Consider the following 17,560-nt stretch of genomic DNA (forward strand, 5'->3'; position numbering starts at 1 on the left):
TTTGCTCCTTTTTTTAAGGGTGGAAATGATGTTGGTCGTGGTGCGCAAGTTCTTCTCTTATTGGGTGTTGGTTGGTGGTAACAGGTTCATACCCGGCAGTCCTTCGCGGATGCGCAGGGAAAAATTGGGATTCTGGTCGGCCGCCTTGGCCTTGGGATTGATGATGCTTCGTTGTTTCAGTTCAGCAAAGGGCAGCGAGGTGTCCAGCGTCCCTTTTTCATAGGCCATTTCATCGGCATAGCCGTTGGCCAAAAGCCGCCAATCCCAGGAAACCTTGCGGAAGTAAGGCCGGGTATGGCCGCGCAGCACGGAGGTGCAGTTGGTGAGCAGGGCATTGTACCATTCCGGCCTGTCATGCAACTGGTTGATGGCGCGCAGGTAATCGAGGAATACCTCGCGAAATAAGTGTTTATCGCCCTGGATTCGGTACAGATACGCCGTTTCTCCCTGGCGGTAATTCGTCCGCAGCCGGACCACGTCCCGCTCGTCCGCCACCACATAGGTCAGCTCATACTGCCGAAAAAAGCCTCGGAGGGTGGAGTAGCCCTCGCCCAGTTCTTTCCGGGCCTCGATGGAGATGGCGACATAGTCCTGGTTGTTGAAACCGAAACTGAGCATGGTGTGGACCACACTTCCCAAACCCCAATCCACCAGATAGAGGTCAATACTGGTCAATGCATTGAGGTCAAAGGTTTTATCGTAGTGGTGCACGGTGAAGTCGGTTTCAGCGTGATAGTCACAGTTGCGGATATTGTGGATGGTAACCTTGTCGCCCTCGATGGTGGCCGAGGGCAACAGGGCCAGATCCGGCTGCCATTTGCGATCATTAGAGGGCTTTTGCAGGAGAAAGAAGACTAGGGGGACGGAGAAAAGTGCGGCAAAGAGGATCGCTGCCTTTTTCCAGGTGCGGGCGAGCAGAAAAATCGCAAGCGAGGCCTGGGCAAAACCAGCCGCCGCCACTGTGGGCCAAGGGGCGGGTAGCGGCGAGTAGTACAGGGATGCGCTCCCCCAGGCCACCAGGGGGAGCGCAAAAATCAGGGTAATGAAAGGGTGCCGGTCATGCATTGGGTTTATGCTTCTCACTCATTGAAGAACCGACCATCTGAGAGTGCTGAATGCTTTTTCTCAAAACGGAAAGGTTGCCATTCCGGCAGGCGATAAGCCGGAATCCAGAGAGGAGCCCGCACCATCTGGATTCCCGGTTGTTGTTTTCGGGAGGACAACCCGTTGCATAACTTTATTGGTCATTTACTCTCGCCATGAGCCTTGTCCAAGGTTACCCGCAGCCTTTTGGCCCAAAACTCAAAAGCCTCCTTGGTGGCACCGAGCTTGCTGAAGCCACTCATCTTCGAGCCGTTGAAGGTGTCAATGCCGGCGGCCAGCCGCTCGTTGGTCATGGAATCAAGAAATTCCACTTCCATGCTCGCACCGCCCACTCCCGAATAAGAGCCTGTCGTTGCTTTTTTGGCGACGCTGACCGCCAGTCCGATCGGCAGCACTGTGGTCACACCGTTCATGGCCGGGTTGCTCGTCTCCACATCGGTGATAGCCAGCCGAACCCGCAGGACATCATTTCCCGGCTCGGAAACCAAGGGATAGGCAGTGCCCATGGCCTCGAAGACAGCCTTGTGAAAGGTGTCAGACAATTCCTTCAGTTCACTGGCCTGCAGTCCTTGGCTGGCGGCATCTTTTTTGAGGAAGAACTTTGCCTCGTCCAGCATCACTCTCTTGTATTTTTTTAGATCCATCCCCGGCTTGGTATAGACTTGGTCAATGCCGTCAGACGGTCCGGCTTGGAACTGAGGATTCCCTTGGAGGAAACCAGTGGTGGTGTCCTTGGGTGCAGCAGCGCAGCCCTGAAGGAAAACACCTGCCAGTAAAATCACCAGACCCTTTGTCATGGATTGCATTGTGTTCATCGCGTCTTTTCCTCAAATTTTAGTTGTGATGGAGTCTTCTTACTTATCCGGTGTGATCTGGGTAATTTTGCTGCCCTGGATGCCGAGTCCGGCCATCAGCCCTTTTTGCTGGAAAATGAAGGCGTAAATTCCGGATTTGACCGTAGTGGTAGTGAGTGAACGAGCGACCCCTTCATCGACGACAACAACACTGGGGCCCACACCGATTTCCCATCCCTTGCTGTTTTTGAGGTATTGAATCCCTTCGTTGTCCAGGAAGAACAGGGCATAGCCATAGGACTGCGCCCCTGCCTGCAAGCCGTAGGATGCAGCCACTGTTCTGTAGTAGCCGGTCGTTTTGCCGCCGACCCGGAGCGCGCCCTCGCCGTATTGACCGCCAACGATCAACCCCGCTTTGATAATATCGGGAAACACCAGGACGCCTTTGGCGATCTTGGCCAGGTTTTTTGCAGCCGGGGTGGTCCGGTACAAGGTCTGCAAAGCACTGTCGACGTCACGATTGATTTCTCCGGCCGTGGCGGCTTGCGACGTCCGGGGCAGGGCCAGGACGAAAATTGCCAGCAACAACGACATTGATACCTGCAGTGTTCTCTTCATGATGTCTCCTTCCTTTCGTGATTCCATGTGTCTGCTCCTTTTTGGGTGAGGATAATTGCTTGAATAACCTGTTCCCTGATTCAAACTAAAAAAATGCATATCGACAATCTAAAAGTAGGATAAAAATATAATTTCAAAAGAAAATGACGTAATTTTGATGGTACCTGATTGGGTCTGGGCTTCACCCTGGCTCAGGGTGAGAATTGTCTTCTTTCAAAGAGCTGAGCCGCCCTGGTTGCCCAAGTCTCTCCGGAACTGCGGCGGGGACGATATTTCGTCCATTTCGGCGTGGTCGGCGTGATCAGCCCATAAAGGATGCGGACATCCACACTTCATGGCCATTCGATTGTCTCCGCATTCATCGGATGCAGCCGGACGTTTTCAATCAGATTCAGCCCGCCGATGCCGCTGATTGTATAAAATTCGACCGTCGGCGGTATCCGTGAAAGCTCCATCGCCTCCAGCACCCGGCAGTACAGGTGTGAACGCAGATGCCTGTCCAGAGCTTCGCGTGTACGCCATCGCTCCATATAACAGATTGATTTGCCCATCCCTGCTGTGAAGAGGCAGCCCTGGCAATCGGCGTTGGCTGCGATCAAGCCCTGTATCGAATCCAGCACGTCGATGACCTTGGATTCATTTTCCGGCAAGGGATGTATGGTGATGAGGGAAAGGAGCATGCCGGAACGGCTGCACAAAACGCTCCAGTTTAAGGTTTTGCGGGTGGGTTATTATCCATCTGATTTGATGGTGTTTTTGTTGTCGAAGGGAAGGGGTGGGGCGTTTGTCTTTTGGCTGGGGGCGAAATGTCAACCATTTGAAGGTGAAATATCGACCCTTGGGGCTGTGGGGGTGTAGATGATGTCAAGTTTACGCATACGTGAATACAGCGTGGACGGATTGAGCCCAAGCAGTTCAGCGGCCCCTCCTTTTCCTTTGATTTTGCCATGCGTGGCCACGAGGGTTTGCTGGATGTGCTGACGCTCAACCTCCTCGAGAGTCATGATGGAAGGGGGCTGGGGGCGAGCTGGGGCAAGGTCCAATTGCGAGACATCAAGCGCATTTCCTTGACTGGTAATCATGGCCCGTTCGACAACATTGCGCAGTTCGCGGACGTTTCCCGGCCAGGAGTAGGCCATGAGCATATCCATGTCCCGGCTGGTAATCCGGGTGATCTTCCGGCCCATCTTCTGGTCAAACTCGCTCACAAACTTCCAAACCAACATCGGGATATCCTCCACCCGATCCCGGAGCGGTGGCACCTGGATGGGGAAGACGTTCAGGCGATAAAAAAGATCGCGGCGAAACCGGCCCTGCTCCACTTCTTCGATAAGGTTGCGGTTGGTGGCGGCGATTACCCGCACATCGACCTTGATGCTGAGTGGACTGCCGAGTCGTTCGAATGTCCCTGTCTGCAGCACCCGAAGCAGCTTGGCTTGCGTTTCAAGTGGCATTTCGGCGATCTCGTCGAGTAGCAAGGTGGAGCCATGGGCAAGCTCGAATCGCCCCGCCTGCCGGCTGAGCGCACCGGTAAAGGCGCCCTTCTCCCGACCGAAAAGCTCACTCTCAATGAGCGCCGAGGGCAGGGCGGCACAGTTGACCGTGATCATCAAGCGTTTGTTTCGGTCGCTGAGTTGATGGATGGCCTGGGCAACCAGTTCCTTGCCGGTGCCCGTTTCTCCTTGAATGAGGACCGTGCTGCCGGTTTTGGCGACCAGTTCGATTAGTACCTTGATGCCCTGCATGGCCGCACTGCTGCCGAGTGAACGATGCCTTTCCGCGGAGAGTCCTGCCTCCGATCGCAGCAGGGTGTTCTCCTGTTCGAGCAGTTCGCGCAGGTGATTGATTTCTCGCACCTGTTCGCGCAGTTTTTGCTCCATCTGTTTACGTTCGGTAATCTCCACTGTCACGCCTGCCAACATCTTCGCCGCGCCTGCCCCATTATGCCGCACGCGGCCACGAGATATCAGCCAGCGCATGGCCCCATCGGGTTGGGGGACCCGGTATTCCACCTGTGATTCCAGCCCGAGGCTCTGCGCTCTCCCGACAGCCTCGGTGACTAGGCTGCGGTCCTCGGGGTGGATCCTTTCGAGCAAACTGGAGTAGGTTATTGGTTCCTCATGGGTAAAGTCAAACAGCTCCCTGGCACTGTTGGTTGTCCAGATATTTCCCGTGACCAGGTCAATCTCCCAAAGCCCGGCACCGGCGGAAGCGGCCGCCACATCGAGACGTGCCTGAGAAATTTCCAAGGATTTGAGAATATCGCGTCGCTCCAGGGCGCTGACAAATATCTCCCCCAGGAGCCGCAGCGAGGCAATGAAAGGTTCTGGCCAAAAGCATTCTTCCTTGAGTGAGTGCACGACGATGATGTGGTGCACCCGTTGATCAATAGACAGCGGGATGGCCAGTGCGGACTTGACTCCAAGTTGAATAAATAGGCGTCGATCCGCCTCCGCCTCCGCCGGCATGGAGTCAACACTGTACTTGGCCACTGTTCTGCCGTGAATGACGAGTTGTTGATATGTCCAAGGGGCCAATTCCGCCAAATTAACCTCACGGGAAACCATCTCGACACCTTGATCGTGCCAGGCATAGGAAAGGACAACGTGGCAGTGTTCTTTCGAGACGTGGAGCAGGGCTCCACGCCCCAGTCCTAGCAACTGGAGGATTTCCTGAAGTGAATTCTGGATGACCTCGTCGAGAGTTTCGGATGAAGCTTTCAGGATACGGGCAGAGACGGTGGGAATGAGCGCGTCCAGTTGATGGAAGTCGATTGAGGCCGCATGTGTGTGGTTGGAGCCGTGACTCTCGGGGCCTTTCTGGGTCCCGAGATCAACATCTACGGTCAGCTGGGAATGGTTCAAGGCTTCATTCATAAATATTTTTTATGCGTTTGTGTGCGAGTAGTCTCCTGGTGTGCCAGTCATTTGTATTGTGTGCCACAATGATGTAGTAACAGCAAAAGCACCTGGATTCAAGGGGGACTACGTTACACGCTGCCGGACAACAAAAAACCCGCAATCCTTGAAGGAAAACGAATTTGAAATGAACGGTATGAGATGTTTTTGGTGGAAGAGGTCCTTTGGGCAAGGGGCAATATATCAATGATTTTGCGATTAACAAAAGTTACAAGCCATCTGTCTCGCTCCTCTCCTCTTTTCCAAGATATTGATCGGCAAAATTCTTGTCGAAATAAGATATTGAATGGTCGATAATGCCGGTATTCCCTGATAATTTATGCAGTATAATGGTTTTGTCTTCGCTCCAGTATGATTCTAAAATGAGGTGACCCATTGATATGGCATTGCCATGATACCCCTTTTTTTCTTTATATAATTCATTGATCCATATCACATTTCTTTTGTCTGGTTTTCCATATTTCAAGTCAAGCGACTCGCTTATTCTGTCATAATCGTTTAGATAAACGTTGTTGTTAACATTGTTTGTTGTAAATTTGTATATCCCTATTGTTAGTTTGTTGTCTTTAAATATATAAATTATGTCAACAGGTCTGTTTGCAACTTTACCTCTGAAGGTGATGCTTTCGTTTTTAGTATATAAAGGAAATATTTTTTCTAATGATTCTACTTGTTTTTTAGAAATTCCCCATTCAGCATCTCTGAAATCTGATGCGAAGCATGGCGATATGAATAATGTTGCAATGAATTTTAGTATGATTAATTTAAAAATTGTATTTATTGGCATGAGTTAATTGTGAGATTGGTTAACTTTTTTAGTATTTATTCAAGTGATATGCGTTGAGAAGAAAAATTATTGGACACCTATGTTCGAAATTTCAGATGAATAAGCCCGGATTGTTTTTCCCCAGAGGCGACCTCAACGTTCGGTGATTGAAGTGTTTGCTGACTTTTTAACAAGATAACCACCTTGTTGCCTCATGGGTACCCAGACCTTGATAAGATTAAGTTTTTTGTAAAAAGATTACTGTTTCCCGATCTTGAGCTGGGTTATATGTTCCTGAAAACGGCAGGCTGAAACTCCAAACTTCAGCTTTATATGACAGAAATCGACTTTTTAACCCATTTGACCACTTGACCCTGGTAAGGAGAGAGAGCAGATCCAGAGAAGGATCGCTAAAGGAAAATGGCATTCCAGTGCCAGTCTCACCTCGTGTCTCGAACGGCGTGAGGGTGGGAAATGGGGCAGTTTTTCAGGCTAAAATTGAAGAGCGTAGGCAGAACCTTAAAAAAATAGCCGTAACCATTTGTAATGGTTACGGCTATGATGTTTTGGTATGGCGGAGAAGCAGGGATTCGAACCCTGGGTGGGGTTACCCCCACAACGGTTTTCGAGACCGTCCCGTTCAACCGCTCCGGCACTTCTCCGCGTCGCGGCATTGATACTGTTTTCTGGCGAGAACGTCAACAGTTCCATAGAGCTGTTGACTTTGTCAGGGCCCGTGGTTAAGAATGAGCCAACGTTATTTTCACCGCAAGGAGCGGCCATGCGTATTCCTGGACTGCAGGCAAAAACTCTCGGAGTTCTGTTTCTTTTCTGCACCCTTTTGCTCTTGAACGGCTGTGCGTCGATGTATGGTTTGAAGGAAGATCCCAAGATTTCCATAGCCGACATCCGTATCCAGGATGTCAAGGCAATGGAGGGTGTTTTCCTCATTAAATTGCGGGTGTTGAATCCAAACGATGTTCCCCTTGACCTCCATGGCATCAACTGCGACCTGGAGATCAATAAACGCCATTTCGCCAGCGGCATCGGCGACAGCAACCAGAGCGTTCCGGCCTTTGGCACCGCCGTCATTCCGGTCGAGGTCTACGCCTCGGTGCTCGACATGGTCGCCTCGTTTGCTGACTTGCTCCATTCAGCGGGCAAGAAGCCTTCCAAGGACAATCCAGTTCCCTACATCCTGCAGGGAACTGTTCGGGTCGGCATCCACGGATTCAAAAAGGAAGTGCCCTTCAAATCCTCGGGGGAACTGTCCCTCAAGGGGCTGACCCAGCCCCGGTGATTCCGGGTGCTGTCGGATGTGGTTCCGGTTGCTACCATGAAACCCTTTGGCCATCGCCTGGCTCCGATTTCAGGAGCGCCTCCCTATCCGTTGTTTGACAGGTTGCAGCGGACAGCCTTGCCTGTAGACCGCTTACGCTTGTCATGCCTCTCTTCTGTCACAATAATATTGACAGGATCAAACCGTGCAATAGAGTACACTCCTTTTTCATGACGGAACCAACAGCAAACGCAATGCTTACCCCGCAGCAGGGACAGATACTCGTCCGCCTAGCGCGACAGCAGGTTGAGCAGCATTTAGGGGTCAAGCCGGATCGACCGGTCACGGTTGAGGAACTGGAAGCGGCGGCTTTTCACCACAGGCAAGGTGTTTTCGTTACCTTGCATAAACAGCGTGACTTGCGGGGCTGCATCGGCAGTCTTGCTGCCGTGGAGAGTATCGTTGACGGTATCAAACGCAACGCTCTTAACGCCGCCTTCAACGATTACCGTTTTAAACCGCTGACTGTGGGCGAGTTGCCCGCTCTCCATGTGGAGATCTCGGTGCTGACCGATCCCGAGCCGCTCAATTACGAAAACGCTGAACATTTACTTGAGCTACTCCGTCCTGGAAGAGACGGAGTGATCCTCAAAGGGCCTAGAGGGGAGAGTGCCACCTTTCTCCCCCAGGTGTGGCAACAACTCCCCACGCCCGAGCAGTTTCTCGGGCATCTCTGTCGCAAGGCTGGCCTGGCCGAAGGGGCCTGGCGTTCAGGAACGCTCGAGATCTTGATTTATCAGGTGCAATCCTTTGAAGAATCCCGCTCCGGCGGGAAGGAATTATGAAAGAACTGTTTCTCCCGCCGGAACTCTCCTGTGAGCTCGGCGAAATTTACGACTCCATGGCCACGGCCTACGATGTGGTTGCCCAGGCTATTCCCCTGACCTGCGAGGGGTGCCCGGACAATTGCTGCGACTCCTATTTCCTCCACCACACCTACAGTGAATGGGCCTACCTCTGGGAGGGCATCCGGGCATTGGACGATGCCCGTCTGGACCGGATCATTCAACGGGCCCGGGATTATGTGGCGCAGAGCCGGTTCCTCATCGCCAAGGGGGAACGGCCACAGATCATGTGCCCGCTCAATGAGTCCGGGCTCTGCGGCCTCTATTCCCACCGGTTGATGATCTGCCGGACCCACGGCGTGCCGGCGACCCTGACCCGGCCGGACGGCCAGCTCCTACGTTTCCCCGGCTGTTTTCGCTGCCAGGAGATTGTCCAATCCAGCCATGCCCAGGAAACCGAGGCCCCGGCCATGGACCGGACCATTCTTTACAAACGGCTGGCCCAGTTGGAGTCCCGTTTTCTCGGTGAGCGGCGTGGGCTGCTGCCCAAGATCAAGTTGACCATCGCCGAGATGATCGTGGGCGGGCCACCCAAAGACATCAAAACTAACCGGGGCTAACCCGCCTCTGCTCAAAGAATCATGGATACCATTGTACAGCAAGCGCAACAAAGAATTCTCGCGGGTGAACAGATCGATCGGCCAACGGCTCTGCGGCTGCTTGATGGCGATAAAGAAGAACTCTGGCAGGCGGCAGATGGCATCCGGGGGCACTTCTTGGGTGATCATTTTGACCTCTGCTCGATTATCAACGCCAAAAGCGGTAACTGCACCGAGAATTGCCAGTTCTGCGCCCAGTCGGCCCGGCACCATACCGGCATCGATTCCTACCAGGCAATCGCTGAAGCGGAGGCCCTGGCCCAGGCCAAGGATAACGACGACCATGGTGTCCACCGCATCTCGCTGGTGACTAGCGGCCGCAGTCTGTCGCCGGAGACCTTGGCGGAGCTGACCCGGCTCTACGCAAAAATGGCCGAAACCACCTCGATGCTGTTCTGTGCCTCCGCCGGTTTTCTTAACGATGAAATCGCCACCGACCTGTATGCTGCAGGCGTCCGCCGCTACCACTGCAACTTGGAGGCGAGTAAGAATTTTTTCCCCAAGGTCTGCACCACCCATACCTGGGAGGAAAAGGTCGAAACCCTCAATCTGGCCCGCCGCACCGGCATGTCGCTTTGCTCCGGCGGCATCATTGGCATGGGCGAGTCCATGGAAGACCGCATCGACATGGCCTTCGAGCTGCGCGAACTCGGCGTCAAATCGATTCCAATCAACATCCTCACCGCCATTGCCGGTACGCCGCTGGCCGAGCTGCCCCCCCTCACACGGGACGAGGTCTTGACTACGGTGGCCCTGTTTCGCTTGATCAACCCGGATGCGGTCATCCGCATGGCCGGGGGGCGGCAGCAACTGGGCGATGAGCAGTATCAGTGCTTTGCAGCCGGGGCCAATGGCGCCATTGTCGGTAACTATCTGACCACCACCGGTTCCGGCATCGCCGAGGATCTCCGGCACCTCTCGGCCATGGGCTTCACCTTCGAGCGCGGATAAGCCCATGCCGGCCGACCACCTGCTTCGTTTCGACCGGGACCATCTCTGGCATCCCTACACCTCCACCACCAAACCTCTGCCGGTCTATCCAGTGGCCTCTGCCGCCGGTGTTCGCATCCGGCTGACGGATGGCCGGGAATTGATCGACGGGATGTCGTCCTGGTGGTGCGCCATCCATGGCTACAGTCATCCGGTGCTGAATCAGGCGATCCGCGAGCAAAGCGATCGGATGGCGCATATCATGTTTGGCGGCCTTACCCACGAGCCGGCGGTGGAACTGGCCCGCCTACTGGTGCAACTGACACCTGAGCCACTCGACAAGGTCTTTCTCTGCGATTCCGGGTCGGTGAGCGTCGAGGTGGCCCTGAAAATGGCCCTTCAGTACCAGCAGGCAGCCGGCCGGCCCGAAAAACACCGGCTGTTGACGGTGCGCGGCGGCTACCATGGTGACACCTTTCATGCCATGTCGGTCTGCGACCCGGTCACCGGCATGCACACCCTGTTCGAGCGATCCCTGCCGCAACAGCTCTTTGCCCCCCGGCCCGCCTGCCGGTTTGACGGTGATTGGGATGAGGGCGACTTGGCAGCTATGGAGCAGTTGCTGGCCGACCATCACCAGGAGACGGCGGCGGTGATTATCGAGCCGATCGTCCAGGGTGCGGGGGGCATGTGGTTCTATCACCCCGAGTACATCCGTGGCCTGCGGCGGTTGTGCGATCAATACAATGTTCTCTTGATTTTTGACGAGATCGCCACCGGTTTCGGCCGCACCGGCAGGCTTTTTGCCGCCGAGCATGCCGGGGTTGCTCCGGACATTATGTGTGTCGGCAAAGCAATTACCGGCGGCACCATGACCCTAGCTGCTACCCTGGCCACCACCGAGGTGGCGACCACCATTTCCAGCGCCCCGCCGGGTGTCTTCATGCACGGCCCGACCTTCATGGGCAATCCGCTCGCCTGCCATGTCGCCTGCGCATCGATCCGGCTGCTGCTGGCCACCTCCTGGCAAGAGCGGGTGGCTCGCATTGCTCTCCAGTTGACGGAAGAACTGAAACCGGCACAAGATCTGCCCACCGTTGCCGATGTCCGGGTATTGGGAGCCATCGGCGTGATCGAGACAAAAGAACCGGTGGACATGGCCGTACTCCAGCGATTTTTTGTCGACCAGGGTGTTTGGATCCGCCCCTTTGGCCGTCTGCTCTACCTGATGCCGCCCTTTATCATCGAACCGCCAGAGCTCTCGCATCTGACCTCGGCCCTGGTCCGAGCGGCGGCCCTCGTCCATTGACAGGAAATGACGGTTCTTGAACGCTTGCCTGTTGTCCTGGTGACGGCGAACACAAAAAGCACCCCCACCAGCCCCACCCTCCTCTAGGTAAACCGATGAAACGGGAATTGATCAATAAAAGTGTACTCCTGGTCCTGGTGCTGCTCATCTCGGCCCTTTTCCTCGATATGATCCGGCAGTTTCTCATGCCGATGTTCATGGCCGGCATTTTTTCCGCCATCCTCAGTCCGGCCCACCGCTGGTTGACTGCCAAGATCGGTGGCCGGGATAATCTGGCTTCGATTCTGGTCATCATCGGCATCGTCGTCCTGGTGCTGGCGCCGCTCTCCATCCTGATCGGCGTGGTGGTCGCCCAGGCGATCAGCGTCAGCCAGTCGGTCACGCCCTGGGTCCAATCGTTCATCAACGAGCCGACCGCGATCACCGCCTACATGGAGAAATTTCCCTATTACAAGGAAATCCTGCCCTACCGCGCGGTGATCATCGAAAAGGCCGGTATGGTGGTCGGCAATATTTCCACCTTCCTGATCAACAGCCTCTCCGAAGTGACCATGCTGACCGTCAATGCGGTGTTCAGCAGCGTCATCATGCTTTATGTGATGTTCTATTTTCTCACCATGGGCGAGGTCTTGCTTGTCAAAATTCTCTATTTTCTGCCCCTGCACGACCGTGACGAACGCCGCCTGCTGCACCGTTTCACCTCGGTGACCAAGGCCACCCTCAAGGGTACGCTGATCATCGGAGCGATTCAGGGGTTCATCTGCGGTCTGGCCTTTGCCTTTGCCGGCATTCAGGGGCCGGTGTTCTGGGGCACGGTCATGGCTGTGATGTCGATCATTCCCGCCTTCGGCACGGCCATTGTCTGGGTTCCCGCCCTAATCATCCTGGCGCTCAAAGGGGAGTTTCTCGGCGTGGGCATCCTCGCGGTCCTCTGCGGTGCGGTGGCCGGCAATCTCGACAATATTCTGCGCCCCCGCCTGGTCGGCAAGGACACCGAAATGCACGACCTGTTCGTGCTTTTTGGCACCCTGGGTGGCATTAGTCTGTTCGGTATCCTGGGGATCATCCTTGGCCCGATTGTCGCCGCCTTGTTCATCACCATCTGGGAGATCTATGGCAAGGCCTTCGAGGCTTATCTTCCCGATGTTGGACCTCTGTTTAACCGCGGTAAGCTGGAGGAATCCGAACCAGTTCCCCCCAGAGCTGTCGGCGGATCCGCAGGCGTCCCGGAGAGCGGCTTAACGGCAGTGGACGATCCAACCCAGGAACAGGCACTAAAAAGCGACGACGAAACCGGGAAAATGGGTTGAACTTCCTCATTTTCTTCATTAAGACTCATCACCCTCTCCGAATGGGCCAGGGACGGAAGCCGCTTCCGCCAAAGCCGGAAAGGGCCGGTTTATGATTTTTTAGTCATATGATAACAAATGGTTGGGAGTAAACAATGAGCGAGGAAATCCGTGTGAAAAATACCGGTTTGCGCGGGGTGACCGTGGCCGATTCCGCAGTCAGTTTTATTGATGGTGAAAAAGGGGTGCTGATCTACCGGGGCTATCGCATCGAGGATCTTGCCGACCGCTCCACCTTCATGGAAACCGTCTATCTGCTGCTGTTTGGCATTCTGCCCTCTATCGAGCATCTGGAAGCCTTCACCCAACAGGTCAAGGGCCTGCGGCAGGTGCCCGAGTATGTCTTCGAGTCCATGCGTCATTGGCCGAAGAACGCCCGCCCCATGGATGTGCTGCAGGCCTGTGTGCCGTTGCTTTCGATGAAAGAGACGCACAGCGACGCCATGGACCGCCCGACCTGCATTAACCGCTCCATCGCGCTGATCGCCCAGATGCCGACCCTGGTGGCCGCCTGGCACCGTATCCGTACCAACCAGCCAATCCTGGCACCCGATCCTTCCCTGGATCACGCCGCCAACTTTCTCTGGATGCTGCAGGGGAAAAAGCCCGATGCAGCCACGGCTCGCGACCTTGACGTTTGCTTGATCCTGCACGCTGACCATACCTTCAACGCCTCGACCTTTGCCGCCCGCGAGGTGGTTTCCACTCGGGCCAGTCTCTATGCCGGAGTATCCGCCGCCTTGGGAGCGTTGTCCGGCAGCCTGCATGGCGGTGCCAACGCCAAGGTCATGGAAATGCTGCTGAAGCTGGAAAACGAACCGGATATCGAAGGTTGGGTGACGGCCCAGTTGCAGCGGGGCGAGGTGATCATGGGTATGGGGCATGCCATCTATAAAACCGGCGATCCCCGGGCAGTGTATCTGAAAAAGATGGGGCAGCGGCTAGGCGAGCAGACCGGCGGCAAATGGGCGGCCATTTCGCAAAAAATCGAGGAGACTGCTCTCGCTATCTTCGCCAGCCAAGGCAAGACCACCATCCTGCCCAACGTCGATTTCAACTCCGCCCCGGTGTACTATCTGATGGGTATTCCCATGGATCTGATGACTCCGATTTTTGCCATCTCCCGGGTAGCCGGCTGGTGCGCCCACATCATCGAGGAGCAGTTCGCCGACGTCCAGGGGAAACCGGCGCTCTACCGCCCCCAGGCTCAATATGTGGGTGAATACTGCGGCCTGATGGGCTGTGAATACTCGCCGATGGACAAACGGAAATAAGGGAAAATCCACCGGCTCCCAGAGTCGGCGGAGCGATTACCAGGCGACCGCGCTCAGGTCCACCCTCTTCTCTGCGATCAGGCGCAGACAGGCGTCGACGCTCTCGGCATGATAGAGAACTCCCCGGCCGGAACGGATCTCGTCTTGGGCCGTGTCCAACCCGAGTGAGGGACGGTAAGGCCTGTGGGAACTCATGGCCTCGACCACGTCGGCCACGGTCAGGATCTTGGCCTCCAGCAGGAGTTCTTTGTCGGTGAGCCCCCGGGGATAACCGGATCCGTCGAGATGCTCATGATGCTGATAAACAATCTCAGCCACCGGCCAGGGGAAGGGGATGTTTTTCAGAATATCGTAACCCACCTCGGTATGGCACCTGATAATGGCTCGTTCTTGAGCAGAGAGCCGGGCCGGTTTGGCGAGGTATTCCGAGGGTAGGGAAATCTTGCCGATGTCATGGAGCAGGGCGGCGAAGTGGAGCCCCTCAAGCTGTTTTTCCGGCAACCCCAGTTCCTTGGCAATGGCGCAGGCCAGCATGTCCACCCGCATCTGATGACCGGCGGTGTAGGGATCCCGCTTCTCAGCTGCCATCGCCAGCGATTTGACCGTTTCTTCCAAACTGGTGTGGAGTTCGTCCCTACTCTTCTTGAGGGCTTCAAGGGCGCTTTTGCGCTCGGAAATATCACGGGCGATTCCCCGGTATCCCAGAAATTCACCGCTGTCGCTGAACACCGGCACCCCGTTTTTCTCGATGACCAGCACCCGCCCGTCCCGTGCCTGACAGATGGTTTCAAAGTCGCTGAACGGTTTGTGGGAGTCGATGAGTTTTTTGAAAATCCGGCTGGTTCGCTCCACCTCCTTGATCGCGATCAAATCCACCAGATGCTTGCCGATGATTTCCTCCGGTTCAAAACCGAGCAGGTCACGCACCTTGGGACTGCAATAGGTGTATATCCCCTGGGGATTGATCTCCCAGATCCAGTCGCTGGTGGTTTCCACCAGGGAGCGGAACCGCTCGTTGCTTTCTTCCAGCGCCCTCAGCAGACTTTCCCTTTCCTCCGAGATGATGCGCCGAACCCGATCCGCCAGGACCGTGTGGCGGATGATGTAAAACGCCAGAAAAGAAACAAAGAGAAGGATGACGGTGGCGATGGCATTGAGTTGTTTGGCGATCAGGCCGATCTCTACGTTGACGTCCTCAACGTAGAGGCCGGTGCCGATGATCCAGCCCCAGGGTTCGAAGCCTCTGACATAGGAGAGTTTGGGGACTATTTTGGTGGGGTCGTCCTGCCACTGAAAGCGGTAATCGACATAGCCCGCCCCCTGGGCCTTCACCACCTTGACGAATTCTTCCAGCAGATTTTTTCCTTTGGGATAACGGACGTCGGGGACTGCCTCGCCATGGAGATCGGGCCGGTAGGGATGAACAACGATCAGGGCCTGCATATCGTTGACCCAGAAATAATCTTTGTTCTCCGGCCCGTACCGAAGATCTCGAATAATACCCAGGGCTGTTTGCTGGGCTTTTTCCCGAGTCATCTGGCCGGTCCGTTCCATTTTTTCGTAGGAAGAGACCATGTCCCAGACGATGGTGTTCAACTCCCGCAGCATCTCCCGTTTTTTTGTCAGGAGATTGTCCTTGAGGGAGGGGAGGATGATGACAAAGGTAGCGGTAACGAACAGAGCAATGGTGAGCAGGGCCGGGAGGGCGATCCTGATGGAAATGGCGTGGGCAAATCTTCGTTTTTTAATCTTTTCCATGCACGGTACAGGCTTATGCTCTCATGATTGGCGATAAAAGGGAAGGTGGCGATCGGCGGCCGCTGCGAAAGAATTCTTGCCCCGTTTCGAACGTTGTCTGCACCGGCGGGACCGCATTCAAAATCACCATTTCTTGTAGCACCATAACGATTACCGCTGAGATCAGCAAGGATTCTTGCTCGCTTTTACCCGCAAGCCATTGGCACTTTAGAGCGGCTAAGGCTTCCACTCCCCGTCTGAAAATTCGACTTGACTTTCCCGGTCTGATCAGGTTTTTTAAAGGCAGGTTTCAGGTTCCTTTCGAGGAATAATTGGGAACTCCGTGGAAATCGGAGACGGGCCCGCCGCTGTAACCGGGGACGAACACCGCAAAGATGTCACTGGCCAAGGTCGGGAAGACGCGGTGGGAGGATGAACCGGGAGTCAGAATACCTGCCTGAAACGTGACAGCCTCCCTCCGCGGATCAGGGGGACGGCGCCGATACGTGGATAAACTAGGGCATCCCCGAATCATTGAAGAATGATCCGGGGATTTTTTTTGTCTGCGGTTACGGCTGCAATCCCGGATCAATACGGTGGAAAGCTTGGCAACACTCCCAGAGTGAGGCCTGCCTTTCCTCGGAAGAACGGCTCTTTTTTCTGTTGGTGCAGCTTTTCAGGAGAAGAGGGTCTGACGGTTTGCCATGTCCGGGATGTCCGGCAGTGAGACTGTTTGCCGACGGGATCACTGCCGTATCTCCCCAGCCCCTTGCTTGCTGTCCGGATACTTTCAGGAGGTGCCGGAGTCGTTCGACCCGCCGTCGTTTTCACGGTCAAAAGCCGGGATGGTCCTGGCTGTGCCCATGTTCTTCAGACTTTTCGAGGAGGTCGTCCACAATGTTTCATCGCGCCCAACATCTGCTGCTTATTCTGACATTTATGCTCATCACTCCCTTGGCCTGCTGGGCCGGCGAGGCTGCCCACGGTCCTCAAGCCAAGGCCGGCAAGGGACCAGCCATCCTGCTGGTCACCTTCGGCACCAGCGTTCCCAGTGGCCAAGCGGCTTTTGTCAACATCGAGCAGCAGGTGAAGAAAGCCTACCCTAATACGGAGATCCGTTGGGCCTACACCTCGCAAATTATCCGCAAAAAACTGGCCAAGCAAGGAACAGTCCTCGATTCTCCGGAAATCGCGCTGGCCAAGCTGATGGACCAGGGGTATACCCGGGTCGTGATGCAATCGCTACACATGATTCCAGGTGCCGAGTTCCACGAAATCTATACCAACGGCAAACTCTTTGGTCAGATGGCTGGGGGCTTTGACAAGGTGATGGTGGCCTATCCGCTCTTGTCCAGCGATGAGGCCATGGAAAAGACCTTGCAAATAGTGGCCACCACGATTGTGCCCAAGGAGCGTCAGGCTAATGAGGCTGTGGTGCTCATGGGACACGGCACCCATCATCCCAGTGACGCCATCTACTCGGCCTTGATGCTGAAGGCCCAGAAGATGGACGCCAATATGTATGTCGGCACGGTGGAGGGCCACCCTTCTTTTGACGAGGTTAAAGAGGCATTGGTTAAGAAAGGGATCAAAAAAGCCTACCTTGTCCCCCTGATGACTGTAGCCGGCGATCACGCTATGAACGACATGGCTGGCGACGAACCCGATTCCTGGAAAAGTCAGTTGACCAAAGCGGGCATTGAGAGCGTGCCCGTGCTCAAGGGGTTGGCCGAGTTCGACCCGATCGTTGATCTCTGGCTGGAAAATCTGAAAACAGCCATGCAGCATGTGCAATAGGCACGATTAAGGCATCAAATTCTCTGAGGCAGTCCCATCGTTTCGTTGAACTGCCTCTTTATTTTTCAGTTTTTCAAGGAGACCCGCCGCACTCCTCCGCCCCTTTTTCTCACCGCCGATAAAGCAGTGACAGTTACAATAACTCCTTGAATTTCGTCAAAGTTACAGCGATAATAAAGAT

Annotated in this window: 15 protein-coding genes, 1 tRNA gene and 1 riboswitch; of the genes, 8 read left to right on the plus strand and 8 right to left on the minus strand. The window is 55.0% G+C overall.

Features of this window, described 5'->3' with window-relative positions; translation table 11 throughout:
• Positions 1 to 57: 57 nt before the first annotated feature.
• The 7 genes from ACHZCX_RS13375 to ACHZCX_RS13405 form a co-directional block, all read right to left on the minus strand.
• Complete coding sequence (locus ACHZCX_RS13375; RefSeq protein ID WP_319587715.1) at positions 58 to 1,065, minus strand: DUF4105 domain-containing protein; 1,008 nt, start codon at positions 1,063 to 1,065, stop codon at positions 58 to 60.
• Positions 1,066 to 1,244: 179 nt separating this feature from the next.
• Positions 1,245 to 1,919: a DUF3313 domain-containing protein gene (locus tag ACHZCX_RS13380; protein ID WP_319587716.1), complete on the minus strand. Its 675-nt coding sequence runs from the start codon at positions 1,917 to 1,919 to the stop codon at positions 1,245 to 1,247.
• A 39-nt stretch (positions 1,920 to 1,958) separates the two neighbouring features.
• Positions 1,959 to 2,516, minus strand: a complete 558-nt coding sequence (locus tag ACHZCX_RS13385) for a lipid-binding SYLF domain-containing protein (RefSeq protein ID WP_319587717.1) — start codon at positions 2,514 to 2,516, stop codon at positions 1,959 to 1,961.
• A 332-nt stretch (positions 2,517 to 2,848) separates the two neighbouring features.
• Positions 2,849 to 3,196 (minus strand): hypothetical protein, encoded by a 348-nt coding sequence (locus ACHZCX_RS13390; RefSeq protein ID WP_319587718.1) that lies wholly within the window; start codon positions 3,194 to 3,196, stop codon positions 2,849 to 2,851.
• A 129-nt stretch (positions 3,197 to 3,325) separates the two neighbouring features.
• Entirely contained in the window at positions 3,326 to 5,380 is a 2,055-nt protein-coding gene (locus tag ACHZCX_RS13395; protein WP_394708792.1) for a sigma 54-interacting transcriptional regulator, read from the minus strand.
• Between the two features lie 262 nt (positions 5,381 to 5,642).
• Positions 5,643 to 6,221, minus strand: coding sequence for a hypothetical protein (locus tag ACHZCX_RS13400; RefSeq protein WP_319587720.1), 579 nt, complete (start codon positions 6,219 to 6,221; stop codon positions 5,643 to 5,645).
• Between the two features lie 551 nt (positions 6,222 to 6,772).
• Positions 6,773 to 6,862: transfer RNA gene (locus tag ACHZCX_RS13405), tRNA-Ser, on the minus strand.
• 119 nt (positions 6,863 to 6,981) lie between these two features.
• Here ACHZCX_RS13405 and ACHZCX_RS13410 point away from each other — a divergent pair.
• The 7 genes from ACHZCX_RS13410 to ACHZCX_RS13440 all read left to right on the plus strand — a co-directional run bounded on the left by ACHZCX_RS13410 (position 6,982) and on the right by ACHZCX_RS13440 (position 13,845).
• Positions 6,982 to 7,500, plus strand: coding sequence for an LEA type 2 family protein (locus ACHZCX_RS13410; RefSeq protein ID WP_319587721.1), 519 nt, complete (start codon positions 6,982 to 6,984; stop codon positions 7,498 to 7,500).
• Positions 7,501 to 7,733: 233 nt separating this feature from the next.
• On the plus strand, positions 7,734 to 8,324 hold the full coding sequence (gene amrA, locus ACHZCX_RS13415) for an AmmeMemoRadiSam system protein A (protein ID WP_319587722.1): 591 nt from the start codon (positions 7,734 to 7,736) through the stop codon (positions 8,322 to 8,324).
• Complete coding sequence (locus tag ACHZCX_RS13420; RefSeq protein ID WP_319587723.1) at positions 8,321 to 8,944, plus strand: hypothetical protein; 624 nt, start codon at positions 8,321 to 8,323, stop codon at positions 8,942 to 8,944. Before amrA ends, ACHZCX_RS13420 begins: the two co-directional genes overlap by 4 nt.
• Before the next feature lie 21 nt (positions 8,945 to 8,965).
• The gene (bioB, locus tag ACHZCX_RS13425) at positions 8,966 to 9,934 is read left to right on the plus strand and encodes a biotin synthase BioB (protein WP_319587724.1); all 969 of its coding nucleotides are present in this window, start codon (positions 8,966 to 8,968) and stop codon (positions 9,932 to 9,934) included.
• Positions 9,935 to 9,938: 4 nt separating this feature from the next.
• Positions 9,939 to 11,222: an adenosylmethionine--8-amino-7-oxononanoate transaminase gene (gene bioA, locus ACHZCX_RS13430; protein ID WP_319587725.1), complete on the plus strand. Its 1,284-nt coding sequence runs from the start codon at positions 9,939 to 9,941 to the stop codon at positions 11,220 to 11,222.
• A 95-nt stretch (positions 11,223 to 11,317) separates the two neighbouring features.
• Positions 11,318 to 12,532 (plus strand): AI-2E family transporter, encoded by a 1,215-nt coding sequence (locus ACHZCX_RS13435; RefSeq protein ID WP_319587726.1) that lies wholly within the window; start codon positions 11,318 to 11,320, stop codon positions 12,530 to 12,532.
• A gap of 134 nt (positions 12,533 to 12,666) precedes the next feature.
• Positions 12,667 to 13,845 carry a citrate/2-methylcitrate synthase gene (locus ACHZCX_RS13440; RefSeq protein WP_319587727.1) on the plus strand — a complete coding sequence of 393 codons (1,179 nt, stop codon included), beginning with the start codon at positions 12,667 to 12,669 and terminating at the stop codon, positions 13,843 to 13,845.
• 36 nt (positions 13,846 to 13,881) lie between these two features.
• Here ACHZCX_RS13440 and ACHZCX_RS13445 read toward each other — a convergent pair whose 3' ends face one another.
• A complete protein-coding gene (locus tag ACHZCX_RS13445; protein WP_319587728.1) occupies positions 13,882 to 15,603 on the minus strand; it encodes a cache domain-containing protein in 1,722 nt (573 codons plus the stop codon).
• 274 nt (positions 15,604 to 15,877) lie between these two features.
• Positions 15,878 to 16,058: riboswitch (cobalamin riboswitch) on the plus strand.
• A 421-nt stretch (positions 16,059 to 16,479) separates the two neighbouring features.
• Here ACHZCX_RS13445 and ACHZCX_RS13450 point away from each other — a divergent pair.
• Complete coding sequence (locus ACHZCX_RS13450) at positions 16,480 to 17,379, plus strand: sirohydrochlorin cobaltochelatase (protein ID WP_319587729.1); 900 nt, start codon at positions 16,480 to 16,482, stop codon at positions 17,377 to 17,379.
• Positions 17,380 to 17,560 lie beyond the last annotated feature (181 nt).

The sequence above is a fragment of the uncultured Desulfobulbus sp. genome, assembly GCF_963662935.2.
Classification (GTDB): Bacteria; Desulfobacterota; Desulfobulbia; order Desulfobulbales; family Desulfobulbaceae; genus Desulfobulbus.